Here is a 25,846-nt window from a genome sequence, read left to right as displayed (position 1 = left end):
TATGCCAATCACTTTTTTTCGCGTTATGCGGGGCGAATTTTGTCGAGCGGTCGATATCCTATGTCGAATCGCCGATATATTCGAAAGAACGATCGATATCGTTTTATCGATGAATGCTAATAGACTATTTTTCTTTAAGTTCTTCTTGCTTAGCTGCTAGTAAGTTACGTAAAACATGGGCACGGTAGCTTTCTAATTTTCTTCCTTCAAAATAACGGACGCCTATTTTTTTTAGCTCCGCTACGTACCATCCTTTTGTTCCGAAATACATAAAAATCACTTCCTTTTTGCTTTTAAACAGTATATGCTTTACAATTTATAAATTTCGTTTTCTGAAACATAATTAAAAGAATTTAAAATAATTGTTGAATATTCAGTCTATTTGTATTATTATTATCTTATTATCCGATGACAGTGATTAGCCTCCCTGCATGCCCGGATACGATTTCGTTTAATTCAATAAAGGATGATTGGCTTCTTTCCACTTGAACTTCCTTAGCAGGAAGACGAGCCATAGGGATAGAGACAGTAAAACCCAATGTAACTTTTTACATTGTTTTTCTGGCTCTTTTTATTATTCCTATATATAGGAATAGGTGAGTGTGGCGTGTGCGGAGTAGGGGATTCATTTGTAAAAGAATGTAAAGAAAGCGTTATCAATCATAGTGATATTTCAACCTTATATATGCTCACTCGAAGGGTTTAGGCAAATAAATACTTATAGGTTGGTGATCTTTTTGGCGAAAGAAAAACAGGAACTGCAAAAAGACTTAAGAACCAGACATATCACGATGATTTCAATTGGTGGGGTAATCGGGGGCGGATTGTTTGTAGGAAGTGGGGCAATTATTCAATCGACAGGTCCAGCTGCTATTTTGTCCTATATTATCGGGGCTTTAATGGTTGTGCTTGTGATGCGGATGCTTGGGGAGATGGCGGCGGTAAATCCTGATAGTGGTTCCTTTTCGACATATGCAAATAAGGCGATTGGACCTTGGGCAGGGTATACAATTGGTTGGTTATATTGGTTCAACTGGGTCATCATCATCGCAATTGAAGCGGTATTGTTAGGAGTGATGATCAACAATTGGTTTCCATCCATACCGACATGGATTGCGAGTTTGTTCATGATCATTCTTATGACAATGACGAATGTTTATTCGGTGAAGTTATACGGAGAGTTTGAATATTGGTTAGCGCTTATTAAAGTTGTAGCAATTCTAGCGTTTTTAGGGTTAGGAGTTTCTATGATTTTTGGACTTGTGCCTCATGTAGATAGACCGGATTTTTCAATGATCATTGAAAATGGGGGCTTTTTTCCAAAAGGAATTATGCCAGTACTACTTAGCGTTGTGTTTATTTCTTTCTCCTTATCAGGAAGTGAAGTCGCAGCGATTGCGGCTGGGGAATCTGATAATCCAGAAAAGAATGTAATAAGGGCGATTAATAGTGTTGTATGGCGTCTTATGATTTTCTTTGTAGGGTCTGTATCGATTTTGGTCATTTTTATGCCGTGGAACGATGCAGAATTATTGAAATTGCCTTATGCAAGTTTATTCCAGATGGCAGGAATCCCTGCAGCTGCGGAAATTATGAATGGGGTTGTATTTCTGTCACTCCTTTCGGTTATGAATTCCGGAATATATACGAGTTCTCGTATGTTGTTTTCACTTGCGAAAAAGGGAGACGCACCAAGTATCTTCTCTAAGTTAAATAGTAGAGGGACACCTGTCTGGGCGATCTATGCAAGTATTATATTTGGATTTATTTGCGCAATGTTAAAGTTCATATCACCTGATAAACTATTTGCTTTTTTAGCGAATAGCTCAGGCGGAGTTACGATGTTGATGTATATGTTTGTTGCTATTTCACATATTCTGTTAAGAAGAAAAGCTGAAAGAGAAGACCCAGGGCAACTAAAGGTGAAAATGTGGTTGTTCCCATATCTCACATACGCAACGCTTGGGATGATTATTACGATCTTCGTTGCACAAGCATTTATCGCGGATATGCGTATGCAATTTTATATGACGATGTTAGCGACTGGGTTTGTAATCGTAACCTATTTCTTAAAAAATAGAACTAAGCAAGCACCGATAAGCGATGATTTTACAATGATAAAAGATTCAAAGATTAGTATCGAGAAGGAGTAAGAAAGGGGTATATTCCATGTTAAAAGAAAAGCAAAATATTGTAACGACAAAATCTGATCAATTACACGAAAGAAGAAATGATGCGGTTCCTCAAGGTCCGTACAATATTACACCGTTATATGTACAATCGGCAAAAGGGGCAATTATTACAGATGTAGATGGTAACGAATTAATTGATTTTGCAGGCGGAATCGGTATGCAAAATGTCGGGCATTGTCACCCGAAAGTTGTACAAGCTATTCAAAGCCAAGTGGAATCTTCTATTCATAGTTGTTTTCATGTAGCGCCGTATGAGAGTTATATTGAACTCGCTGAGAGATTGAATGAATTAACGCCAGGAGATTTTAAGAAAAAAACGATGTTTGCTAATAGCGGGGCGGAAGCGGTCGAGAATGCTGTGAAAATCGCGAGAAAAGCGACTGGGCGCAGTGCGATTGTTTCATTTGAGCGTGCTTATCATGGGCGTACACTTTTGACGATGTCACTTACGAGTAAAGTAAAACCTTATAAACACGGGTTTGGTCCGTTTGCGACAGATGTGTACAAGCTTCCGTATCCATATTATTACCGTGCGGAAAATGATTTGACGCAAGAGGAAGTAGATGAGCAAATTTTAGCGTATTTCGAACGCTTTATGTTAGAAGAAGTAGCAAGTGATAATATTGCTGCCATTATTTTAGAACCACTTCAAGGTGAAGGTGGATTTATTGTTCCGAGCACTACGTTTATGCGAGGCGTTCGAAACCTTTGTGATAAATACGGAATTCTTATGATTGCCGATGAAATTCAAACTGGATTTGCTCGTACAGGAAGCTTGTTTGCAATGGACCATTTTGGCGTGGCGCCTGATTTAATGACATTTTCAAAATCGATTGCTGCTGGAATGCCGCTTAGCGCAGTAACGGGAAGAGCGGAATTGATGGATGCACCTGGTCCTGGACAACTTGGTGGTACGTTCTCGGGAAGTCCAGTTGCTTGCGCAGCTGCACTCGCTGTTTTAGATGTCATTGAAGAAGAACAATTAGTGGAGCGTGCTAGAGTAATCGGTGGTCGTATGATGGAAGTGTTCAATAGTTGGAAGGAAAAATATGAGTGTATTGGGGATGTCAGAGGCCTTGGAGCGATGACGGCGATTGAACTTGTCAAAGATCGCAATACGAAAGAACCGGCAACAGAAGCAGTAAAAGCGGTTATGCAAGAAACACATAGCAAAGGTGTCATCACAATAAGCGCTGGTATTTATGGCAATGTCCTACGCTTCTTACCGCCGCTTGTTATAACAGATGAACAGCTTGAAGAAGGACTTGCGATTCTGGAAAGTGCGATTGCAAATCTATCAAAATAAGAAATAATGATGGAGGCAGAGGAATGAAGTTTTTAAATTATATAAATGGCCAGTGGAAAGAGCCATCTACCAATCAATATTCGAAAAACTACAATCCGCATAATGGCGAAGTATTAGGAGAGTTCCCGTTAAGTTCAAAAGAAGATACTGTGTCTGCGATTGCATCAGCGAAAGAAGCGTTTCAAAGTTGGCAACGGTTATCGTTTCATGAGCGTGCGAGTTACTTATGGAAAGCCGCTCAGATTTTAAAAGAACGAGTGACGGAGATCGGCCAAGATTTAACAAGTGAAGAAGGAAAAACACTCGCTGAAGGAATCGGTGAGACGAAGCGAGCAATTAGTATTTTGGAATATTACGCAGGAGAAGCGAATCAGCCGATGGGAGAAATGATGCCTTCGGCAAACGCGAACACGATGCTTTACAGTAAACGTGTCGCGGTTGGACCAGTCGGACTCATTACGCCGTGGAATTTCCCGATTGCGATTCCAGCTTGGAAAATGGCACCGGCACTCATTTATGGGAATACAGTTGTCATAAAACCGGCTGAAATTACACCGAAATCGGTGTATCATCTCATAAATGCTTTTCATGAAGCGGGTATTCCAGCAGGTGTGATCAATTGTGTATTCGGTAAAGGTTCTGTTGTTGGAACGGAATTAACGGAAAATCCGGATATAAAAGCGATCTCTTTTACAGGTTCAAATAACGTTGGGAAAACGATTCAGCAAGCGGCGATTGCGAGCGGAAAGAAAGTGCAGTTAGAAATGGGAGGGAAAAACCCATTAGTCGTATTAAAGGATGCTGATATCGGGAAAGCAGTCGATATTGCAATCAAAGGTGCATTCGTGTCAACAGGACAAAAATGTACAGCGACAAGCCGTGTCATTGTGGAAGAAGCTATTTATGAAGCGTTTCGAAATGAGCTTCTATTACGTACGAAGGCGCTGAAAGTTGGCAATCCATTTGAGCAAGATACGTTTATGGGGCCATGTGTATCTGAAAATCAACAGCAATCTGTTTTATCGATGATTGAAGTAGGAAAGACAGAAGCTTCTCTACTTTGCGGAGGCAGCGTATCAGAAGAAGATGAGTTAAAACGAGGATATTATGTTTTACCGACTATTTTCGAAGATGTGCCGCAAGATGCACGAATTGCGAAAGAAGAAATCTTCGGTCCTGTTATTTGTTTGTTTAAGGTGAACAGTTATCAAGAAGCGATTCATGTAGCGAATGATACAGAATATGGGCTGAGCGCATCTGTTTGTACAAATAATCTCAGCCTAGCCCAGCAGTTTATTGATGATATGGAAGTTGGGATGGTCCATGTCAATTCAGAAACAGCAGGAGCAGAGCCGCAAGTTCCATTTGGTGGTATGAAAAATTCGAGTGCAGGACCGCGTGAACAAGGAAAAACAGCGGCGGAATTTTACACAAGAGTAAAAACAGTATATATCGATCAAGTATAAGTTATAAAATGGGGGATGAACATGCGTAAAGGTACTTTTTTCATGGCAGGACACTCAAGACTTCCGAAAGGGATGGCTGTACGCAGTGTCTATGAAACATTAACAATCACAATAGAGGCAGATCACAAATATCACGTTATCATTGAAGCGTCATGTACCCTTGCTACTGAACATGGAAGAGACTTTATTGCTCAAATGTTAAGAGGACATAGTTTACAAGATGGCATTGAAGATATTATTCAAGAAATCTCGCACCATTATCAAGGAAAAGCACAAAATGCGATTATTAGTGCGGTAAAAGATTTGTATCGTCAATATACAAGCTATGTAAACGGCGAAAAACCGCATGAAGAATATGAAGAAACAAATCTATAACAAACTGCCTAGTTTATTGCGTTTTACTCTCTAAAGCGCATCCATAAACAAGAGCCAGTTATATTTCAGCTTATTTGATGAGCAGAATATGACTGGCTTTTTTATTTTTAAATGAATGAGGAGGCTAATAAAATGTCAAAATTAAATCAAGGTGGAAAACAGAAAAGAAGATGTACGGAAAATGGTGTGGTGAAAACTTGTAAGATGTGTAAAACGTGCGTGCGAGAGAAAGAAAATGAAAAGCATATGTTAAAGAAATCGAAAACGCTTTAACTTATAGAGATGAAGAACATGCCATTTCCTACTATAATAAAAATGAGAGTAAAGATTGGGAGGAAATGGCATGGGAAAAATGAAAGTAGAGTTTGAAGTGAAAGGGTTCGGTGAAGAAGAAATATCACATGTTGATGGTGCGTTCAAAAGTATTGAAATTGCAAGAGTACACAGCTTATCAAAAGAAACGACGTTAGGTGAATTAGAATCGATGTTACAAGCTATGTGTGATGAAGTGGAAAAAGATTATGAAAATCCGCCACAATTCACTGGAAGGATCACGATTCGAGCGAAAAAGGAAAATGCTGAAATGAAGTATTACGGATAATAAAACGTGAATGATGATGTTTTTTTGTACACAACAATCATAAAAAACATATTGACAGTGTTAATATTTTGAATTATTATTTAATTATAAAGTGATAAGATCCATATAAAGAATTAGCCTTCTCTATATCCGATCTTCATTTTCTGTCTGCCCATATTTGAATAATTAACTGTCTATTATTACTGTACTTTAAGAGATTAAAGAACACTCGTAATTTAAAGCCAGTTGTACGTTATCTGCAATTTGTATTGTAGATGCGTATGACTGGCTTTTTTGTTTAGCTGAGTAGTAAAAACCACCTCAAAATGCAGCTAGGTGGAGGTAATGCCGATAAAATTCCAATTGGTTGGGGAATGAAGCCCCTGCCGCGTATAGTTTTACTTTATTAAGACTAAGGAGGAAATAAAATGTCAGTAATTACAAAACAAGAAGTGAAGATGAAGTTTGCAAAGAAATATGAGGGGTATGAAATTGTACCTCATCCAGAACATAAACGTTTGTATCATATTGTGTTAGACGCACAATTACTTGGGCAGTTTTTTGAGGAGGTTAAAGACCATTCTGAGCAATCACTGCAATACATTCCGTATTCTCGCTTTATTATCGCAGATCAAATGAAAAAGCTATTCGGTGATTCATTTATGGAAAATATTCGCGGTATTATTCATGACCGTGAAACAGGCGGATTTACAATTGGTGTACAGGGCGAGACGACAGATGCAGGTGATTACGTAAAATTCGCAACGGCATTAACGCATTTAATTGGGACATCGAACTTTGATGCGATGACAGGCACGTACTACGCAAGATTTAATGTGAAAGATACGGACAGTAGCGATTCGTATCTTCGCCAAGCGTATCGATTATTTACGCTTCATACGGACGGGACTTTTGTTGATGAACCGACAGATTGGCTTCTTATGATGAAAATTGAGGAACAAAATGCAGTAGGAGGAGAATCACGTTTACTTCATTTAGATGATTGGGAAGAACTTGATAAGTTCCGCAACCATCCACTCGCATCTGTTAAGGTTACGTACAAAGCACCTCCAAGTAAAAATGCGCAGGAAATTGTATACCGTGAAACGTTCTTTGATGTAAACAATGCACCGTGTATTTGCTTTATCGATCAATTCGCTTATCCGGATAATATTGAACAGGCAACATACTTGAAGGAATTATCACACTCTGTGGAGAACTCTCCAGCAACGCATGCATTAAAATTACCAACTGGAGATCTCGTTCTATTAAATAATCTATTTTGGATGCACGGACGCGCTGCTTTTGAGAAAAACAAAGATTTATATCGCGAGCTTATGCGTCAGCGCGGTTGCTTTTCTAAATAATAGATTTGGCGGGTCTTTTCACAAGGCCTGCCTTTCCTAATATAGGGGATACAGACATAAGGAGGAAGTTACATGTATGATTTTCTAATTATCGGCGGAGGAATTGTCGGTCTTTCAACGGGAAGGGCCTTAACGAAAAAGTTTCCACATGCGAAAATCGCAGTCATCGAAAAAGAGGACGAACTTGCGCATCATCAAACCGGACATAATAGCGGTGTCATTCATTCTGGCATTTACTATAAACCAGGCAGCTACAAAACGAAATTTGCGAAAGAAGGAAACGCAGCGATGGTTGAGTTCTGCAAGGAAAATGGCATTGCCTATGACATGTGCGGCAAGGTGATCGTTGCGACAGAACAAGAAGAAATCCCTCTTTTACATAACTTGTATGAAAGAGGTCTACAAAATGGGCTGAACATTGCTAAAATCAACAAAGAAGAACTAGCGGAAATTGAGCCTCATGTAAAAGGATTAGGAGCCATACGTGTTCCGTCTTGCGGCATTGCCGATTATAAAGGAGTCAGTCATACATTTGCCCGTTTTATAGAAAAGAGCGGAGGAGAAGTACACTTAGGCACAAAAGCAGAACAAATTTTTGAACATAAAGATTTCGTTACAATCGAAACAAACAAAGGTGTTTTCGAAACAAAATTTCTCATTAATTGCGCTGGACTACATAGCGACCGAATCGCCAAAAAAACAGGAATACTAACAGATATGAAAATTGTCCCGTTCCGAGGTGAATATTATGAACTCGTTCCAGAAAAACGTCACCTTGTTAAACACTTAATTTACCCTGTTCCAAACCCAGACTTTCCGTTCCTTGGTGTTCACTTTACAAGAATGATCAATGGGGACGTTCATGCAGGGCCAAACGCAGTATTAAGTTTCAAGCGTGAAGGTTACACAAAGAAAGACTTTGATATAAAAGATTTCATGGAAACAATGACATACGCCGGCTTTTGGAAAATGGCGATGCCAAACATGAAAGAGGGCATGAAGGAAATGATTCGTTCTTTCAGTAAACAATCCTTTCTTAAAAGCTTGCAGCGCTTAATACCAGAGCTCACAGAAAAAGATATCGTTCCAACTCATGCCGGTGTAAGAGCGCAGGCGATTTTATCGAACGGCAACATGGTTGATGATTTCTGTATTATCCCAGGTATCAACTCGATGCATATTTGCAATGCACCGTCTCCAGCGGCAACCGCAAGTTTGAAAATTGGAGAGGAAATTGTGGGCAAAGTACCAGACGTAATTTCAGACCAAATTTCTTTGACAAAAGCTACTTTTTGAGGTAGCTTTTTAATTTTTTTTCGGTGAATTATGAAATTTGTTGAATTACGGATATATGCTAAGAAATAAGCGATATCTTTGCAAAATAACGAATATGGGATAAGAATACTCGATATTTCTATATGAAATAGGGGGGTATCCGGACGGTTTTGAAATATTAACAAGGTGTAGTTTTTAAAATGAAAGCGCTTTATATGTTAACCTATATTCCACATCGTTAGACAAGGAATTGATTTTATGAAACAATAGTAACAGGTAAGGAGAGGGTGCTTTTCCTTAAGTGCTTCGTATTGAATTTATTCTATAAGAGAAAGTGTGCTTAATGATTTTAAATGAAATAAGGAGCTGTTTTTATTATATGCAACCAAAAAATGATTTAGATTTTAGTCCGCAAGATGTAAATGTAGTGAACCCAAAACAGGCCAGGAAAGCCGTTGTTGCTACTGGTATCGGGAATGCGATGGAATGGTTTGACTTTGGATTATACGCGTATTTAGCGGTTATTTTAAGTCAATTATTCTTCTCTGGTGTTCACAATAGTGGCTTACAGCTTGTACTCACATTTGGTACATTCGCTGCTGCCTTTCTAGTTAGGCCGATTGGTGGTATTTTCTTCGGTAGAATTGGTGATAAATATGGCCGAAAGATTGTGCTAAGTACAACGATTATTTTAATGGCACTTTCCACATTATTTATCGCGCTACTACCAACATACGAACAAATTGGAATTTGGGCACCAATTTTATTATTAGTTGCTCGTATGGTTCAAGGATTTTCCACAGGAGGCGAATATTCCGGAGCGATGGTGTATATCGCTGAATCTTCACCTGATAAGAAGCGTGGTATACTCGGCAGTGGCCTTGAAATTGGGACGCTTTCTGGTTACATCGCCGCTTCAGTAATCGTTACTGTTTTGACAGTCGTGTTAACAGATGAACAAATGCTGAGCTGGGGATGGCGTATCCCGTTCTTAATCGCTGCACCAATTGGTTTGGTCGGTTTATATTTACGCCGCCATTTAGATGAATCCCCTATATTCCAAGAGATGGAAAAGGCACAAGAGGATTCTGAAGAAGATGAACAATTTTCGTTCATTGATATTTTGAAATATCATAAAAAAGATTTTCTCTTAAGCACAGTCATTGTAGCCTTCTTTAATATTACAAACTATATGATCCTTTCTTATATTCCTTCTTATCTAACACAAGTATTAAAAGTCAAAGAAACGACTGGTTTAATTATTATTTCAATTACGATGGCACTCATGATTCCACTGGCGCTTTATTTCGGGAAATTAAGCGATAAAGTTGGTAATAAACGTGTAGTACAAATCGGATTACTCGGTTTGACAGTATGTTCAATTCCTGCCTTTTTACTAATCGGTAATGGACATATTGCAGCTATTTTTATAGGTATCTTTATTTTAGGTTTCTTCCTAAGTGTTTATGAAGGAACATTACCTTCCTTGTTACCATCTCTCTTTTTCACAGATGTACGTTATCGTGCACTCTCGATATCATTTAATATCTCCGTATCCATTTTTGGTGGAACAACACCACTCGTATGTTCATATCTCGTTCATGCTACTGGAAATGCACTAGCACCCGCATTTTATTTAACTGGTGTCAGCGTCATCGGCTTACTTGTATTTAGCCTACTATTTATAACAACGTCAGGTCGTGCATTAAAAGGTTCGTACCCGACTGTAGAAACAAAAAAAGAAGCACACGAAATAGCGAAGCAAGACCCAGAAGAAGCACTTTGGTGGCACGAAGAATCTCTAGCAATTGAAGCAGAGAGACAATCATAATTGTGATTGTTTGAATTTTCAATATAATAAGGTTGAAGGTTACTGAATGCAAAATAGGAAAGGTGACGATTCGTTCAATTTTGAATGAGTCGTCACCTTTTTCTTTGTTCTGTTTCAATATGGAATATAGAAGAAAGAATGTTTTGATTTCAATTCATACTCTATCTTTATAAACATCCATTACCTTAAACGTTTGACAAACTAGCAATAAGTCTGGAGTAAAAGCAAGTCCATACTGGCTTAATTCCCAAGTGAAAAATTTAACATGCTCACTATACCAATAATCATAGCTTAAATCCCCTGCACCCTCAGACCTTGCAAAATCACTTGTTACTTCATTCATTTTTAAAAAATCGATCTTTGTATATTTTATAATTGCTAATGGATTATTGTCTCCATCCAATACAATATCGTACTGACCAACTTTTTGAATTTCTTCTCCTTCAAGCTCGTAAACACAATGTGCCGCGCATGTTCCTGTTTTGATTCCTTTAATAACTAAACTTCCTAATTCATCTCCCATTTCTTTGGAACCATCTCCAAACATCCATGCATCTGGAACACTCATGTTTAACTCGTTTTCTCTAGCATACATATGCCAATATTCTTCTATCTTATTAACCGACATTAGTCACTTCCCCCTTTTTAGTATTTGAATATTGCGAATTTAACATACAACCTATTATCTGTCAATAAGGTGAGTAGACACGGATAATGAGGTGATAGAAAGATAGTGCCTTTCGATTGAAACCCTGAACTGTGGAAAATTCAGGGTTTTTTGCGTTTCGTATCAATGTTCTTTTTTATGAAATACAATCCCATACTTCTTTAGCTTCTTATACAAATTAGCGCGTGACATTCCTAGTTCTTTTGCCGCAATGCTTTTGTTCCCATACGTTTTTTGTAACGTTTGAAGGATGCGTGTTTTCTCTAGACTTTCTTTTTCATCAGTGAGTGAGGGGATAGTCTGGTTAATGGGCTCTGAAAAAGATTTTGCTTGCGGTAGCAATTTGAGAATATCGGATTCGTATATTTCGCTTCCTTCGTGAAGGACGATCAGTCTTTCGATGAAATTCCGTAACTCACGGATGTTACCTGGCCAAGAGTATGCATGTAATCGCTCCGTTGCCCCTTGATGAACGAAAGGAGTCGGTTTGTTATATTTGAATGAAAATTCTCTGAAGAAATGATGAGCTAAATAAGAAATATCATCCGTTCGTTCCCGAAGCGGTGGAATGCAGGCAGTAAATACGTTGAGACGATAAAATAAATCAGACCGGAATGTTCCGTTTAACACCATATCTTCTAATATGCGATTCGTCGCGGCAATAATTCTGACGTTAATTTTTTTCGGCGTTTGTCCTCCGATTCGATAAATCTCTTTTTCTTGTAACGCGCGAAGGAGTTTCACCTGCATATCGAGTGGAAGTTCTCCCACCTCATCTAAAAATAAAGTGCCGCCGTCTGCTAGTTCTATTTTTCCAGGTTTCCCGCCCTTGGCAGCTCCGGTATACGCGCCTGATTCATAGCCAAATAATTCACTTTCAAACAAAGCATTTGGGATAGCCCCGCAATTAATTGGAATAAATGCTTGTTTACTTCTCAAACTAGCATCGTGAATCGCTTGCGCAAACAGTTCCTTCCCAACGCCGCTTTCCCCAGTAATCAAAATCGTCGCATCTGTCTTCGCTACTTTTTTCATGTCATGAATGATATGCTGGATCGCTAAGTTATTTCCTTTTATATTGCTGAAAGGATCGTCTCTATTATTTTGAATCATTTGTTGTTTAAGTTGCTGGAGTTCTTCAGATGTAGAGGTTAACTTTTCGTTTAATTTAATTGTCGCGGTAATATCTTTTTCTACGGACATAGAGCCAATCAGTTCATTACTTTCATTGTAAATGGGAGTTGTGCTGATCAATACATGCTTATCAGGACGAGGGAGGTGATAAAGATCCCGAACAGGTTGCTCTGTTTTCAACACTTTGAAATTCATAATATCTTCCTTAAAGAAAAATTCCTGAACATTCCTTCCGATAATCTCTTCTTTTTTTATGTCATACATCTTTTCCGCCGCTTCATTCCAATACAGCATCACACCTTCCGTATTTACAATCGAAATCGCTTCTTCTACATAAGAGAGTAATGTATGTAAAGTAGGCCCCGCAAAAAAATCAAATTGGTTCATAAAATCCCCCTTTAAGTCGTACACAAAAGTAGACACTTGTAGACAGTTTTGTCGCTAAAAGGATACAACTTTTTCAAGACAATGTAAATGAAATGACGGAATATTCGTTACTTTATTTATTGGCATGATACTTGCTAATAAAAAGTAAGACACGTTTCAAATACAAAAATGGAGGGAACAGAGATGAAAGTTAGTAAAATATACACAACCATTGACGCACATGTAGCGGGGGAACCGTTACGTATTATTACTGGCGGAGTGCCGGAGATAAAAGGAAACACACAATTAGAAAGAAGAGCTTATTGTATGGAGCACTTGGACCACCTTCGCGAAGTGTTAATGTATGAACCGAGAGGACATCATGGCATGTACGGATGCATCATTACGCCTCCGGCCAGTCCACATGCGGATTTCGGCGTATTGTTTATGCACAATGAAGGCTGGAGTACAATGTGTGGCCATGGAATTGTTGCGGTTGTCACAGTAGGGATTGAAACGGGCATGTTTGAAGTGACAGGAGACAACCAAAAGTTTATTATTGATAGTCCTGCTGGAGAGGTAATTGCGTACGCAAAATATAATGGAAACGAAGTAGAATCCGTCTCATTTGAAAATGTTCCTTCGTTTGTCTACAAAAAAGATGTTCCAATAAAAATGGATGGCTATGAATTTCAAGTAGATATCGCTTTTGGAGGAGCTTTCTATGCCGTTGTCGACAGTAAAGAATTGGATTTGAAAGTAAACTTTAAAGATTTATCAGCTATTCAAACGTGGGGCGGAAAAATTAAACACGATATTGAAAGCCAAATGGAAGTAAAACATCCTCTCGAAGAAGATTTAAAAGGAATATATGGCGTTATCTTTTCAGATGAACCAAATGAAAAAGATGCTACGTTACGAAATGTAACCATTTTTGCTGACGGTCAAGTAGATCGCTCTCCTTGTGGTACTGGCACTTCCGCAAGACTTGCTACTCTTTTTGAAAAGGGTGCTCTGCAGGAGGGAGAAAGCTTCGTCCATGAGTGTATCACTGACGGACAATTTATCGGTGAAGTATTGTCCGTGACGAAAGTGGATGAGTACGAGGCAATTGTTCCAAAAGTAACGGGTCAGGCATTTATTACAGGGTTTCATCAATTTGTAGTGGATCCGAGAGATCCGCTAAAACGAGGTTTCTTATTAGCATAATGTTTGTAAAGAGTTGTTTTCTACTTAGAAAACAACTCTTCTTATAAAAAGGGGGAATTGGATGAAGTGGTGGAGGAAACAGAATTTACCTATCAAAATTTTGATAGGGGCATGTATAGGGATTTTGCTAGGAGTCATATTGGGACCGAAAGTCGTCTTTTTAAAAGCAGTCGGTGATATCTTTATCCGTTTACTACAAATGATTATCGTTCCTTTGACGTTTCTAAGTATTGTATCAGGCATCGCACAACTTGAGAATCCGAAAATGTTAAAATCAATCGGCGGTAGAATTTTTGTTTATTATGCAGTAACCGCTGTATTAGCCACAAGTATTGGTGTCGCAATTGCTTTTTTAATTAATCCTGGTAAAGGAGCAGAAGGGCTTCTTGAGAAAGGAAAGAACTTTAAAGCAGAAGAATTTAATTTTGTTGATAACATTACCCAGTGGTTTCCTTCAAACGTCATTCAAGCAGCCTCAGAAACGAATATGCTTCAAATCATTATCTTCGCTATTTTTGTCGGCATCGCACTTATCCTTCTTGGAGACCAAGCAAAGAACGTTCGTAAATTAGTACATGAAGGTTCAGGGGTCATGATTAAAATTGCTGAACTCGTTATTGGATTTGCCCCTTACGGCATTATGGCGCTCATCGCAAACGTAGTCGGAACATTTGGAGCTGACATGCTTACCGCAGTCGTCAGCTATGTCATAGCCGATTATTTGTCGTTGTTACTCATTTTGTTCATTATGTATCCGATTATATTGAAAACGATTGGGAAAATCAGTCCCGTTTCCTTTTACAAACAAGTGAGTCCAGCTATGCTTGTCGCTGCGAGTACAACGTCAAGTAGTGCCACACTTCCTGTCACAATGGAAGTAGCGCAAAAACGACTTCGTATACCTGAGAAGGTAGCTGGATTCACCATTCCGCTTGGCGCTACAGTTAACATGAACGGACTATCAGCAGCGCTCGGCGTTTTAGCAGTATTTGCATTAAACGTATATGGCATCCCGATTACGTTCGGTCTTATTGTACAAACTGTATTTCTAGGAATCGTACTTGCGGCGGGATGTGCTGGAGTAAAAGGTGCAGACGTCATTACCGCAACCATTCTACTCTCGACACTAGGTCTTCCTCTTACAATTATCCCGATTATCGCAGCCGTTTCCCCGCTTGTAGATATGGGGCACACAGTTGTAAATATTACAGGCGACTTAGTAGGAGCGCAGTTCGTGAACAAAAATATGGAATCTAGTGATATGTTAGATGGAGATGTAGAGGAAGGGAAGCAAATTGGTTAGTGATAGCGCAAAAACAAAGATCCCTCTTATTACAAATATGAAATGTAATAAGAGGGATCTTTTTTATGATACGGCTTGCTCTTCTTTCTCTACGCGGCGATCTTCCCAACACTCTGTGTTCTGTAAGTCAGGGATATCACTCGCATGGAAAATCGGAGTTTTGCCAGCTTTCTTTTGTTTTATATAGTCTGCTAAAGCGGCGTATGCGAACTTACCAAGAAGGGTAATCGCAATTAAATTTGTAAATACCATAAGACCCATAAATAAATCTGCCATAGTCCAAACTGTTTGAAGCGTCGCAACGGAGCCGAATACAACCATCGCAACTACCGCAACACGATAAATCATTAACCAGGCTTTACTTTCTTTAATGAATGCAATATTTGTTTCACCATAATAGTAGTTTCCTAGTAATGAACTGAATGCAAATAAGAAAATAATGATGGCTAAGAAACTGCTTGCCCATGGGCCAATTTGTGAGCTTAGCGCTGCTTGTGTTAACTCAATACCTTCTAAATTTGTTTGCTTATATGCCCCGGAACATAAGACGATAAATGCTGTTGAAGTACATACTAAAAACGTATCAACGAAAACGCCGAGAGCTTGAACAAGTCCTTGTTTTACAGGATGTGTGACATGTGATGTAGCAGCAGCGTTTGGTGAACTACCCATACCAGCTTCCGTTGCGAATAAACCGCGCTGAATACCGTACTTCATTGCTGCCCCAATACCACCCGCAACTGCTTGATCTAAACCAAAAGCACCTTTAAAGATTTCCGAGAACACATCAGGTAATATATAGAAGTTTTTAATCACAACAAAAACAGCTACAGCGATGTAAACAATAGCCATTGGCGGAACAATCGTTTCTGTAATACGTGCAATACTTTTAATACCACCAAAAATAATAATCGCAACGAGTGCAGCCATTACAATTCCTACGATATAACGCTCTAAACCAAAAGCGTTTTCAAATGCTAATGTTACTGTATTTGCCTGTACAGAGTTGAAAATTAAGCCATAAGTAACAGTAATCAGGAGTGAGAACCAAACGCCCATCCAGCGTTTATTTAGCCCTTTTTCCATATAATAAGCGGGACCCCCGCGGAATCCACGCCCATCTTTTATCTTATAAATTTGTGCAAGCGTACACTCTACAAAACTTGTAGCCGCTCCAATAATTGCGATGAACCACATCCAAAATACAGCACCAGGCCCACCCATTGAAATCGCCAGCGCTACACCAGCTAAATTTCCGATACCAATACGGGCTGCTGCACTCAAACAAAATGCTTGGAAAGGAGAAATACCATCCTTTTTCGCGCCCTTCTTGCTAAACCCATTACTAATTAAACGAATCATTTCACGGAAATGACTAATTTGTACAAATTTTAATTTAAAAGAAAAATAAAGCCCGAGACCGATTAACATAGCAATAAGAATATATGACCATAAAATGTTATTCGTTATCCCAAGGAATCTACTAAAAGTATCGACCATCTAATGCACTTCCTTTTTTAGTTATAAGAAAAGTATATTTTAAAAATAACGTAGACGCAAATCGAGTGCGGGAGAACGTTGATTTATAAGGGTTTATAATGTTTTTCTTATTTTTAAAACTTTTCTGAAATAAATAAGTGGAGCAGGTTGGCGAAATTTGTTGCTTGGTTGATATGTTTGGAGAGATAGATGAGTTGCGGGTAATTGAATAAGTGAAGGAGCTATTTGGGTTTGAAATAGCTCTTTTTTGTGGTTAGAGTCGCAAAATTTGTCGCTTGGTCGATATATTTGGAAAATCGCCGATATATTTGAAGGAATGGTTGATATCGTTTTATTGATTATGATGATTACGCGAATGTATGTTCTTTTTTGCTATTTTGTAGTACAATTTAGAAAGAAGATAAAGAAGAAAATCTTGCTGCAAGAGAAAATATACAGTTTATTAAAATTGGATCAGCATGGTCATAAATTGTACGCTTATTCCGCAGAAATAAACCATTACAGCTACTTCACCAAGACTTCCACATGTCGATTGAATCCCAATCATAAGTAAGAAACTGAAGTACGATGTTCAAAATTCTGAAAAATGAAAGAGGATGATTGGAATGGAAGGAAAAGAAATAGATTTGCTTCTTTCGCATATGATTATGGATGTTATAGAGGAGCATGTTGCTTTTAAATGGGAAGCTACGAAAGAACCATTTATTAACCCATACAATGGTAGAGTAAGCTATGATTATTCTGGAGAGGTCAGAAAAATGACAAAAGAGGATCTAAAAGAGATTGAAAAAACGTTGGGGGAAAATGATGCCTCCATGCTTTTTGAATCTAAATTGGATCAACTGTTAGATACAATTCATATTAATAGTTGGACTGCTACTTACACATCAAACCTCGGAAAACATTGGATCAGTTTTAGAGATTTAGTTGAAGAAAAGTATAATGAATGGAAGTATGAGAACTTCGAATTATATGATGAGGACGGTGAAGAGATAAATGAGGAGTTAGCAGAAGAGCTAGATGATTTGTTTTTTTCTTTTTTTCGTAATACTTCTCATGAAATGTATGTAGCTAAGTTATTGAAAAAAATAGAGTGATTATATATTGAAAGGTGGGTAATAGTTTTTCAAAAATAGATTCGAATTTTACAAAGGATACAGACGTGGAGAGGGACTACTGGTTAAAGTGGTCTCTTTTTGTTTGCCTTAGATAAATCAATTCAATAGAGAAAAATATCTATTTTAAACCTATGCTACAATAAAGAAAGAATATAAATAAGGAAGTGGAAGTATGGATGTATTACAATTTGTGCAATCATACATAATGAAAAGTGCTGAAAAGATTGATCGTTTATATGTACGTAAAGAGCATAATGTCACGATTCTCCCCGTTATAAAGCAGACTCCTCGCAAGGTTGTAGCAACTGCAGAAATTTTCCTCAGTGAAGTAGAAGTTTTAGAAGCTTCTGCGGATGTAACTAAAATATTTTATTCACCTAATGTAAAGAAAAAAGAAAGTGAAGTTTTAAAGTGGTTAACTGTACATGAGGTTACAGATTGTATAGAGCGTGGGATTTTAATAAAAGAGGTTCGATTTAAAAAGGATGGAAAAACGGTTGAATCCACTTTGTATCGTATGGGATATGGTTTGTTTACGTATATGGAAAAGAACAAAGAGATAGAGAGGACAAAGGAGGAGGAGGCTTTAGGCCGATGGATTCAAGAAAAGAAATCCGCTCCTGATTATACAAATGAATATACAGAAAGATTGTGGAATCTTTTACATGCTATCGAAGGGAATATAGAGAATGGACTACCAGTTATGGATGAGAAACGTTGGTCCTTTCATAAGGTATTTTTATTTTTAGAGTTTCTACTTGCTATATATAAAATTAGTTGTGAGAAACGGGCTTTTGATTGGAAAGAGGTTGGTGCAGCGCATTATCGGGTGATTAGTGGTTCCAAAAAGTTTGATCCATATAAAAAAGAATTTCTCGGTAAGTTGGAGGAAGTGTTAGATGCACCACCGCATTGTTTAGGATTAGTTAGTCTAGGTACGGTTACACCAATATTCTTTTGCGGAGATTTATATGAAGGAAATACGCATTATGAATGCGACACAGTGAGATCATTAACGGATTTACTTGTATTTCGCCATGAGTATAAAACGAATGCGAAAGTTTTATGGCTTGTTGAAAATAGAGCTGTACTAACGAGGATGGCGGCAGAGAGTGAATTTTTAGTAAGTTCGGGTAGCCTTATAGTAGGTGTAGATGGTCAATTGCGTAGTGGGCATAAAAAATTTGTTCAAAGCGTACTGGCACATTCGGAATCTATCACAAAGATTATGATTTGGACAGACTATGACAGTGCAGGAAAAATCATTAGTGATACATTATTTGAACTAGTTGCACCATATGAATGTCGAACGCGCTGGGTTTCTTCAGATGGAAAAATATTAAGTAAGCAGGAATTTGAAGAATCAAGTTGTTTAAGGGAAAGTGAACAAGAAGAAAGTTTAGGAGGTGTGGATATTTGGAAGGAATGGATCAGTCAGTAATTTCGATTTTGCAAACAGATACATCGCATATTTCATTAAGAAATGCGATGAAAGATTTGAATAAATTATCAGGTGTTATTTCTGAGCTCGGACAAAATGAGTATTTTAATGATCCATTAAAAACTTACCAATTTCTACAGCTATTACATATTTTGAATGAAGAAGCTTTAGGTTTGACATCGTCTATTGAGGATGTACGTACGTTAAAGTTTCGTTATCGTAATATGTATGGTGATGATCCAGATATTAATTTAGATCACTTTATTAATGTTTTAGATAAGTATGGTTGGATTGCAAAAGGAAAAAGCAAGATTACGATGATGGATGTTGGAAAGCGTATGATTGATGTATTAATTCGGCTTGCGAATGATTCGTTGGCTTATTATATGCAAGATGATGTAACGCGTTCATTGCATCAAGCGAATCGCGATGCAGATTTAAGTGAAGCGTATGATGACAAAGGGATATCTGGTGGGAATAAGTTAGCGAGTATGATTAAAAATGTTGAAGAAGCGGTTGAAAAGTTAAAAGAAAGAGAACTTGAATATTTGGCAGATCGATATGCGTTGCCGCAGGTGCAAATTATTCATAGTTTAATGACTGAATTAAATAGTCGTTTTGAAGAACGGTTCCAAAAGTTTCAAACGTTTGAAGAAAGTCTTACGCTTGAGCCAATTATGAAACGGGGAACAAGTGTCATTTTTGAAGGATCACAAGTAAGCTTAGGGACGATTCGAAAAATATTAAATTTCACTCATATTCAGGATTCATCAGTTGGTGTTCGTATTCAACACGATTTGCTTCGTCGTTTTATTGAAAATTGTTTTACAAAGCAAGATATAGAGCAGCCGGATGCTCATGAAATATTAAGTTTTATGGAACAAGATAGGCGCGTTGGTGAACGCCTTGATGGATTGTGGATACCGGTGAAATTTGCCTCGCCATTATCACCAGACGCGATAGCTGGTGGAATTGATTTTCTAGAAAATTATCAACCATATACAGATGAAATTGAGGAAGTACCGGAAGAAGAATATGAAGATGTAGAAGCGTTATCGAAAGAAGAGGTTGCAAGACTACTTGAAGAGCAACAATGGAGTATGACAAAGGAACAAATTCATACAGAGCGTCTTGAATCATTTCTGATTGAAAAAGAAGAGGCAGATATGGAAGAACTTGTGCTAGAAGCAGGATCGGATATGTGGGGAGATGCTGTCAATGCATTAATTGCACTATCGGCATTAACTGCAAATAATAAAGCGGAAATACTTGATAATCAAAATGTGAAAGAACGAAATATACAAAAGGAATGGGAATGGGTGAATGAAGATGATAGGAGAAAACGAGTTCGAAACAAAAGCAGCAATTAGCCCACTAACGAAACTGAGTGAACTGCGGCACGTCTTATCACGCGATGAAGAATATACTTTTATGCAGCTATTATTTTCTTCTTCAGCACGCGTTCGAGTGGACAATTTTGGACAACCGCGCAAGGAAGTCATGCGTATGCTCGGTCTGAAAAATGATGATGTCGAAGGGTTCCAATCGTTTTTAAAGCGTGTAAACGGTGCATTAACTGGCTATTTTCAGTGTATATATGATGAACGACGTGATCAAGTGGTTGTGTTAATGCGTGTCCCAGCAAGGCAGGCGCGTTCTGTTTTATCTTCAGAAAGTCTTGGTATGCTTATGTTTATTTTTTATCATCAAGAGGTTTTGCAAAATGAATTTACGTTATTTAATCAATTATTAACAGCGCTAGGGCATGAAACGTTGCAAGCACGCCGAAAGGTACAAGCCAATTTAGAGCCATTACTGAAAATCGGAGCCATTACAAAGTATGAATCTTCATCAAAAGAAGAAGCTTATGCGCTTACAGCGATTGGAAGTAGAATGTTTTCGAATGCATTTTTACACCGGGCAGCAGAGTTTAGTCAGTCGCAACAACTCCATATGGATGATGTGCTAAAGTTTTTCAAACGTTATAACGTAGGAGGAGAAGAATTATGATTCCATATCGTATCTCTTTCACTGGTATACGTGATTATAAACCGACAAAGATTGATCTATCTGGTAGTCAGGAGCACATCTTAATTGCAGGGGCAAACGGTGCTGGAAAATCAACACTTACCTTTTGTTGGGGTGCGGTGATGGCCTCTAGTAAAGTGAATATTGAGGGGCTTCGTTCAAAAAATTTACCGGATCATCAAGTATGGCGCTCACAAATTGAACTTATTTATGAAAATAACGGTTTTATTGATGCTGCACGCTTTGTGAAATTTAGGATTGCCCTTGAACAATTGCCGGGACAACCAATTAAGAAAGCATATTATATTGCAGAAGGTGATGCCGTAGATGAATGGGATCATGAAACTCGCTTTTCATCCACGGACAAGCACTTTAATTTTCGAGAATATAAAAGGTTATTATTGCAAAAATACAAAATTGATCCAGATGCATTTTATTTAATTTGGTATCAGCAAGATGTAAATCAATTTGCGGTTATGAAGCCAGAGGAACGGTTTCGTATTTTTAGTGAGATGACAGGTATCGATAAGTTGCAAAAATCGTTAGAAGCAATTAAAGATAGTGAGCGCGAAGCTGAATCTGCGATGCAGGTGGCGAAGAATAATCGGAGACAGTATAAGTTTGATCTTGATATATGGAAACAGGAAAAGGACCGGTATGAAGGCCAGCAACTTCGTTTGAAAGGTGGGCTAATTCAATATAAAACAGCACTTGATGTACTGGAAAACTACTACAACTCTGAACGTTTACACTATCAGGAAGAACTCGAAGAAACAAAAGAGAGGCTGGAAGACAAGCGGGAAGAATCGCTGCGTAAAGAAAGTGATATCTCTTTGCTGGAGGCGGAATTAGCCGAGAGAAAAGATGGGCTTCTTGATGCTGAGAAGGAACTTGAGAGAACAGAGGATGAACTAGGGAAGTGTAAGGAAGAAAAGAAAGAGTATCAAAGAGAATATGCGAACATTGCAGAAGAAATAAAAGAAATAACCGAACGAGTGAACAGCATTCCAAGTGAAAAAGAAGTATATGAAGAAACAGTAGAAAAAGAACAATATATGAAAAAATCAGTGCAAGAAAAAGCACGAGTAAGTGGAGAAATCAGTGGTGCAGAACATAATCAGCATCAACTTGTCGCAAGTGTAGAAAGTTTAAAGATTCAAGTACAGGCAGATAAAGAAGCAGTAAAATATGCGAAAAGTTACATAGAGCAATATAGCTCGAGTTTTTCTATTGAACAGCAGCAAATGGAAACAGAACAATTACTTCGTCAAAAAAAAGACGAGGCGGCATTACTTATAACAGAACTTGAGAAAAAGCGTGATGAACAAAAGCAGCTTAAATCAAATCGTTACGTAAGTCCACGTCAAGAAGAGGGGTTACGATACTTTAAGAGGAAGGGTGTAAAAGCTTACCCCCTTCGAGATTTAATTGAACTTGAAGGTGATGCTGAAATCCAGGTAGAGAATATTTTAAATACAATTAAATATACAATTTTTGTAGAAGCGAAACAATTTATTCCACCAAACGATTTGTATTATGTTTCACTCCCGCTAATTATCCCAACAGAAAGTGTAGTCTCAATGCCACAATACAAATTGAAAATAAAAGATCGTATTGATGATCGGCTAGTACCAGTTGCGCTAAAGGCATTATGGTGGGTAAAGCAATTTTTTACTGATGAGTATCCATGTATTCAGCGAAATGCACTTCGTGATGAACGAGGATTACGCGGCGCACAAGAAAAGGGAGAATATATTTTAAGTGAAAAAGCCATTGCACATCGTTTGCAAGAAACAGCAGAATGGATTGAAAAGCATGAGAACTTACTTGTGCATTGTAATGAAAGTATTGCAGAGTTAACTGAGAAGGAGAAGAAGCTTCGTGATATTGCTTATAAAGTGAGAGAAGCAGAAGCAGTTCTTCAAAAAGCAGGAGACCGCGCTTTTCGCATCGAGATGTTAGAGCGAAAACAAAAAGAAAAGGAAAACCTAGAAGAATCGTTATCTTCTCTACGGAAGATAGATCAAGAACTTCATACACGAATTGAAATGGTGAAACAACGCCTTGAAAAACTACACGAATTTGCACTCGTTTACCGAGAGCTTGAGAAGGAACAAGAAAAGATTGCGCGAATGCAACAACTTGAAGCGCTCCAGCGCGAAGTATCTCAAAAAATAAAAGTATTGGAATCACAAAAAGATGAATTAGGAGATACATGTAATGAATTAGAAAATCAATGTGAAAAGCTAAAGAGAAAGGGAAGAAATGAAAAATTAGAGTTAGAGGGACTGCGTGAATATATGCAGCAGTTAGAAAAGAAGCATAAACAAGCATATGATAGCTTTATAACAAGTGAGGAAAATCTTATTACAGCACAAAGGCAACAGCGAGATGTACGTGACACGTATGGAGATCTATTAGAGAAGTTAGAAGAGAAAATAGATGGAGAAACTTGGTCTGAAATAACAGCTATTTCAAAGCGTGAGGAAGGAAAAGCGAAGCTAGATTACGCCTTGCAAGAGGACGTCAATCCATTAGCACCAGAAAACTACGAAAAAATGAAAGTAGAATATGAAAGAAGTAATGATGAACTTCATAATTCTGAGCAAATCTTGTCCGAAATCCGTGAAAATATGGAAGTATTCACAGAGCGCTTGGAAACAACCATTCAAATGAATGTGTATAACATCCATAAAAATTTTGAGCATTATATGGAACAATTCCATTTTGAAGGAAAAGTGGAATGGCATATGGAACCGAATAAACACGGTGAAATGCGCTATTACCTCTATATAAAAGCACGCAAAAAAGGGCACCGTGGCAAAATGGAAGATATAAGTGCTAAAGGACGAGGTGGTAAGGTCGGAAGTGGTGTATCTGGTGGCGAAGAATCGCTATCTTCACTACTCTTTGCTCTCGCACTACTGAAAACAATTGAAGCATCTCCAGGTTATATTATTCTTGATGAGTATGATAGCGCACTTGATGATAATCGAAAAGAAAAAGTATTTACGTTATTTGAAGAAGAATTGCAGAGGAAAATGATTATCGTATCACCGAAAAGTCATGATCCAAAGTATTTAAATCATTTTTCAAAATCAATTGCTGTCATGCATGATGCGAGTGTGCCAGTTAGTAAGCTGATACCGATTAAGAGAGCGTAATGATCTTTAATTGCTCTACATATATTTTGATACTATTATTTGTATGGACGTTTAAAGTTTTCGAAAGAGGATTGTATAATAAGTATTAAAGACTGAAATGATAAGCTATTCGTGTACTTTTCTTTAGACGATAGAAATCGTAAGAGGTTCATGAGTCATTCTCTATAGAATTTCATATGAGAGGAAGTGAAGAGATGAAAATTCAAGCAATGGAGATGGAAAATTTTAAGGGGATTCCCTATAAGAAAATTCATTTTAATGAACAGTTTACTTTAATCATAGGTGATAATGGGATTGGAAAAACTTCTATTTTAGAAGCATTAAGTGTAGGATTAGGTGGTTTTTTAGCAGGACTAGACGGAGTAGCCACAAGGAATATACACGCTGAGGAAATTAGAAAAGAGTGGGATCGTGTAGGTGATGCAACAGTTACTCCTGAGAAGCAAATACCGTGTTCGGTAACTTGCCAAGGTGTTGTTCACGGTAAAACTTTTAATTGGAAAAGATCGATTGAAACGTTAAAAGGAAAGACGACCCGTATACATGCAAAGCAAATTATTTCTTATGCGGAAGAAGTACAAAAGCAAATTACAAGAGAAAAAAATCATGATATCGTATTGCCGATTATCTCGTATCAGAGTGCAGGGAGACTCTTTTCCCAAAAGAAAAATAAGTGGATAGACCCATTTGAGCGTCAGGAGTTATCGAGATTCATTGGTTATACGGATTGTTTAGAAGCAGAATCAAATATTAAGTTGTTTGTAAACTGGTTACGCAGAATGACAATGATTCAAATTCAAAAGAGGAAAAAGATTGGTGAGTTAGATGCCACTTTACATGCAGTTGAAGAATTTATGCGAGGGCTCGTCAAAGATAATGAAACTGTAAGTATGATGTATGACTTTGAGGAAGAAGAAGTCATTGTACAATTAGGAGAGCAATCGATACCACTGCGTTTAATGAGTGCTGGATATAGAAGTGTAATTGGGATGGTAGCTGATCTTGCTTTCCGTATGTCACTTTTAAATCCGCAGCTTAAAGAGATGGCAGTAAAAGAAACGCCGGGTGTTGTTCTAATTGATGAGTTGGACCTACACCTTCATCCAAAATGGCAATGGAAAATTGTTGAAGATTTAAAGCGGACGTTCCCTAAAGTACAATTTATCGCAACTACACATGCGCCAATTGTAATATCTTCATGTAAACAAGGGGAAATCATTCAATTGTATGAAGATAATGGAATCATTATGAATGAAAATCAAAATAGTCCGTACGGTTGGCAAACTGAAGATATTTTATTACATGTCATGGGAACTGTGAACCGTGTGCCTGCCGTCCAAAAAAAGATTGAAGAAGTAAAAAAATTATACGCTCAAAAACTACAAAGAAAGCTAACGGAAGGTGAAAAATTGATTCTGAAGCAACTGACAGCGGAGCTATATCGTATTTTGCCAGAGGATGACCCTGCTGTCACTTTAGCAAAGTTAGATGCATTGGACGAGAAAGTATCAGGGATGGGATGAA

21 protein-coding genes are annotated in these 25,846 nt (G+C 37.9%); 17 read left to right on the top strand and 4 right to left on the bottom strand.

The window, feature by feature from the left end:
- Nucleotides 1-124 precede the first annotated feature (124 nt).
- Complete coding sequence (locus CN373_RS10950) at nt 125-271, bottom strand: YflJ family protein (RefSeq protein WP_002055893.1); 147 nt, start codon at nt 269-271, stop codon at nt 125-127.
- Nucleotides 272-791: 520 nt separating this feature from the next.
- Here CN373_RS10950 and CN373_RS10945 point away from each other — a divergent pair.
- The 9 genes from CN373_RS10945 (at nt 792) to CN373_RS10910 (ending at nt 10,392) form a co-directional block, all read left to right on the top strand.
- The gene (locus CN373_RS10945) at nt 792-2,153 is read left to right on the top strand and encodes an amino acid permease (RefSeq protein WP_430794178.1); all 1,362 of its coding nucleotides are present in this window, start codon (nt 792-794) and stop codon (nt 2,151-2,153) included.
- A 16-nt stretch (nt 2,154-2,169) separates the two neighbouring features.
- Nucleotides 2,170-3,498, top strand: a complete 1,329-nt coding sequence (gene gabT, locus CN373_RS10940) for a 4-aminobutyrate--2-oxoglutarate transaminase (RefSeq protein WP_098359320.1) — start codon at nt 2,170-2,172, stop codon at nt 3,496-3,498.
- A gap of 23 nt (nt 3,499-3,521) precedes the next feature.
- Entirely contained in the window at nt 3,522-4,964 is a 1,443-nt protein-coding gene (locus CN373_RS10935) for an aldehyde dehydrogenase family protein (RefSeq protein WP_098359319.1), read from the top strand.
- Between the two features lie 21 nt (nt 4,965-4,985).
- A complete protein-coding gene (locus CN373_RS10930) occupies nt 4,986-5,339 on the top strand; it encodes a DUF3870 domain-containing protein (protein ID WP_001225459.1) in 354 nt (117 codons plus the stop codon).
- 132 nt (nt 5,340-5,471) lie between these two features.
- Entirely contained in the window at nt 5,472-5,612 is a 141-nt protein-coding gene (locus tag CN373_RS25555; RefSeq protein WP_165771894.1) for a hypothetical protein, read from the top strand.
- Nucleotides 5,613-5,682: 70 nt separating this feature from the next.
- Entirely contained in the window at nt 5,683-5,940 is a 258-nt protein-coding gene (locus tag CN373_RS10925; protein WP_098359318.1) for a hypothetical protein, read from the top strand.
- Between the two features lie 407 nt (nt 5,941-6,347).
- Nucleotides 6,348-7,286 (top strand): glutarate dioxygenase GlaH, encoded by a 939-nt coding sequence (gene glaH, locus CN373_RS10920; protein WP_098359317.1) that lies wholly within the window; start codon nt 6,348-6,350, stop codon nt 7,284-7,286.
- A 72-nt stretch (nt 7,287-7,358) separates the two neighbouring features.
- Entirely contained in the window at nt 7,359-8,582 is a 1,224-nt protein-coding gene (lhgO, locus tag CN373_RS10915) for an L-2-hydroxyglutarate oxidase (protein WP_098359316.1), read from the top strand.
- A 358-nt stretch (nt 8,583-8,940) separates the two neighbouring features.
- Nucleotides 8,941-10,392, top strand: a complete 1,452-nt coding sequence (locus tag CN373_RS10910; RefSeq protein WP_098359315.1) for an MFS transporter — start codon at nt 8,941-8,943, stop codon at nt 10,390-10,392.
- A gap of 154 nt (nt 10,393-10,546) precedes the next feature.
- Here the strand turns inward: CN373_RS10910 and CN373_RS10905 are convergent, their stop codons facing one another.
- Both CN373_RS10905 and CN373_RS10900 read right to left on the bottom strand, forming a co-directional pair.
- Nucleotides 10,547-11,020 carry an ASCH domain-containing protein gene (locus CN373_RS10905; protein ID WP_098359314.1) on the bottom strand — a complete coding sequence of 158 codons (474 nt, stop codon included), beginning with the start codon at nt 11,018-11,020 and terminating at the stop codon, nt 10,547-10,549.
- A 162-nt stretch (nt 11,021-11,182) separates the two neighbouring features.
- Nucleotides 11,183-12,580, bottom strand: coding sequence for a sigma-54 interaction domain-containing protein (locus tag CN373_RS10900; protein ID WP_098359313.1), 1,398 nt, complete (start codon nt 12,578-12,580; stop codon nt 11,183-11,185).
- Between the two features lie 183 nt (nt 12,581-12,763).
- Between CN373_RS10900 and CN373_RS10895 the strand changes: the two genes are divergently transcribed.
- The gene (locus CN373_RS10895; protein WP_098359312.1) at nt 12,764-13,768 is read left to right on the top strand and encodes a proline racemase family protein; all 1,005 of its coding nucleotides are present in this window, start codon (nt 12,764-12,766) and stop codon (nt 13,766-13,768) included.
- Between the two features lie 61 nt (nt 13,769-13,829).
- Entirely contained in the window at nt 13,830-15,071 is a 1,242-nt protein-coding gene (locus CN373_RS10890; protein WP_098359311.1) for a dicarboxylate/amino acid:cation symporter, read from the top strand.
- A 63-nt stretch (nt 15,072-15,134) separates the two neighbouring features.
- Here the strand turns inward: CN373_RS10890 and CN373_RS10885 are convergent, their stop codons facing one another.
- Complete coding sequence (locus CN373_RS10885) at nt 15,135-16,571, bottom strand: alanine/glycine:cation symporter family protein (protein WP_098359310.1); 1,437 nt, start codon at nt 16,569-16,571, stop codon at nt 15,135-15,137.
- Between the two features lie 605 nt (nt 16,572-17,176).
- Between CN373_RS10885 and CN373_RS10880 the strand changes: the two genes are divergently transcribed.
- The 6 genes from CN373_RS10880 (at nt 17,177) to CN373_RS10855 (ending at nt 25,845) form a co-directional block, all read left to right on the top strand.
- Complete coding sequence (locus CN373_RS10880; protein ID WP_165771893.1) at nt 17,177-17,668, top strand: hypothetical protein; 492 nt, start codon at nt 17,177-17,179, stop codon at nt 17,666-17,668.
- Nucleotides 17,669-17,861: 193 nt separating this feature from the next.
- Nucleotides 17,862-19,130 carry a histidine kinase gene (locus CN373_RS10875; RefSeq protein WP_098359308.1) on the top strand — a complete coding sequence of 423 codons (1,269 nt, stop codon included), beginning with the start codon at nt 17,862-17,864 and terminating at the stop codon, nt 19,128-19,130.
- Nucleotides 19,106-20,500 (top strand): hypothetical protein, encoded by a 1,395-nt coding sequence (locus CN373_RS10870; RefSeq protein WP_098359307.1) that lies wholly within the window; start codon nt 19,106-19,108, stop codon nt 20,498-20,500. Before CN373_RS10875 ends, CN373_RS10870 begins: the two co-directional genes overlap by 25 nt.
- A complete protein-coding gene (locus CN373_RS10865; RefSeq protein WP_098359306.1) occupies nt 20,460-21,140 on the top strand; it encodes a hypothetical protein in 681 nt (226 codons plus the stop codon). Before CN373_RS10870 ends, CN373_RS10865 begins: the two co-directional genes overlap by 41 nt.
- Nucleotides 21,137-24,322 (top strand): hypothetical protein, encoded by a 3,186-nt coding sequence (locus CN373_RS10860; RefSeq protein WP_098359305.1) that lies wholly within the window; start codon nt 21,137-21,139, stop codon nt 24,320-24,322. Before CN373_RS10865 ends, CN373_RS10860 begins: the two co-directional genes overlap by 4 nt.
- A gap of 194 nt (nt 24,323-24,516) precedes the next feature.
- The gene (locus tag CN373_RS10855) at nt 24,517-25,845 is read left to right on the top strand and encodes an AAA family ATPase (protein WP_165771892.1); all 1,329 of its coding nucleotides are present in this window, start codon (nt 24,517-24,519) and stop codon (nt 25,843-25,845) included.
- The last annotated feature ends 1 nt before the right edge of the window (nt 25,846 follow it).

The sequence above is a fragment of the Bacillus cereus genome (genome assembly GCF_002561295.1).
Taxonomy (GTDB): domain Bacteria; phylum Bacillota; class Bacilli; order Bacillales; family Bacillaceae_G; genus Bacillus_A; species Bacillus_A cereus_S.
The sequence above is the reverse complement of the archived record's forward strand: the minus strand, read 5'-3'. Positions and strand labels throughout refer to the sequence as shown.

What these genes read in the sequence shown, in the direction of transcription:
- CN373_RS10875 (WP_098359308.1), top strand. Translation starts at nt 17,862, where the DNA reads ATGGATGTATTACAATTTGTGCAATCATACATAATGAAAAGTGCTGAA.
- CN373_RS10910 (WP_098359315.1), top strand. Translation starts at nt 8,941, where the DNA reads ATGCAACCAAAAAATGATTTAGATTTTAGTCCGCAAGATGTAAATGTA.
- CN373_RS10890 (WP_098359311.1), top strand. Translation starts at nt 13,830, where the DNA reads ATGAAGTGGTGGAGGAAACAGAATTTACCTATCAAAATTTTGATAGGG.
- gabT (WP_098359320.1), top strand. Translation starts at nt 2,170, where the DNA reads ATGTTAAAAGAAAAGCAAAATATTGTAACGACAAAATCTGATCAATTA.
- CN373_RS10950 (WP_002055893.1), bottom strand. Translation starts at nt 271, where the DNA reads ATGTATTTCGGAACAAAAGGATGGTACGTAGCGGAGCTAAAAAAAATA.
- CN373_RS10935 (WP_098359319.1), top strand. Translation starts at nt 3,522, where the DNA reads ATGAAGTTTTTAAATTATATAAATGGCCAGTGGAAAGAGCCATCTACC.
- CN373_RS10945 (WP_430794178.1), top strand. Translation starts at nt 792, where the DNA reads ATGATTTCAATTGGTGGGGTAATCGGGGGCGGATTGTTTGTAGGAAGT.
- CN373_RS10885 (WP_098359310.1), bottom strand. Translation starts at nt 16,571, where the DNA reads ATGGTCGATACTTTTAGTAGATTCCTTGGGATAACGAATAACATTTTA.
- CN373_RS10895 (WP_098359312.1), top strand. Translation starts at nt 12,764, where the DNA reads ATGAAAGTTAGTAAAATATACACAACCATTGACGCACATGTAGCGGGG.
- CN373_RS10900 (WP_098359313.1), bottom strand. Translation starts at nt 12,580, where the DNA reads ATGAACCAATTTGATTTTTTTGCGGGGCCTACTTTACATACATTACTC.
- CN373_RS10865 (WP_098359306.1), top strand. Translation starts at nt 20,460, where the DNA reads ATGATAGGAGAAAACGAGTTCGAAACAAAAGCAGCAATTAGCCCACTA.
- lhgO (WP_098359316.1), top strand. Translation starts at nt 7,359, where the DNA reads ATGTATGATTTTCTAATTATCGGCGGAGGAATTGTCGGTCTTTCAACG.
- CN373_RS10855 (WP_165771892.1), top strand. Translation starts at nt 24,517, where the DNA reads ATGAAAATTCAAGCAATGGAGATGGAAAATTTTAAGGGGATTCCCTAT.
- CN373_RS10880 (WP_165771893.1), top strand. Translation starts at nt 17,177, where the DNA reads ATGGAAGGAAAAGAAATAGATTTGCTTCTTTCGCATATGATTATGGAT.
- CN373_RS25555 (WP_165771894.1), top strand. Translation starts at nt 5,472, where the DNA reads ATGTCAAAATTAAATCAAGGTGGAAAACAGAAAAGAAGATGTACGGAA.
- glaH (WP_098359317.1), top strand. Translation starts at nt 6,348, where the DNA reads ATGTCAGTAATTACAAAACAAGAAGTGAAGATGAAGTTTGCAAAGAAA.
- CN373_RS10860 (WP_098359305.1), top strand. Translation starts at nt 21,137, where the DNA reads ATGATTCCATATCGTATCTCTTTCACTGGTATACGTGATTATAAACCG.
- CN373_RS10925 (WP_098359318.1), top strand. Translation starts at nt 5,683, where the DNA reads ATGGGAAAAATGAAAGTAGAGTTTGAAGTGAAAGGGTTCGGTGAAGAA.
- CN373_RS10930 (WP_001225459.1), top strand. Translation starts at nt 4,986, where the DNA reads ATGCGTAAAGGTACTTTTTTCATGGCAGGACACTCAAGACTTCCGAAA.
- CN373_RS10905 (WP_098359314.1), bottom strand. Translation starts at nt 11,020, where the DNA reads ATGTCGGTTAATAAGATAGAAGAATATTGGCATATGTATGCTAGAGAA.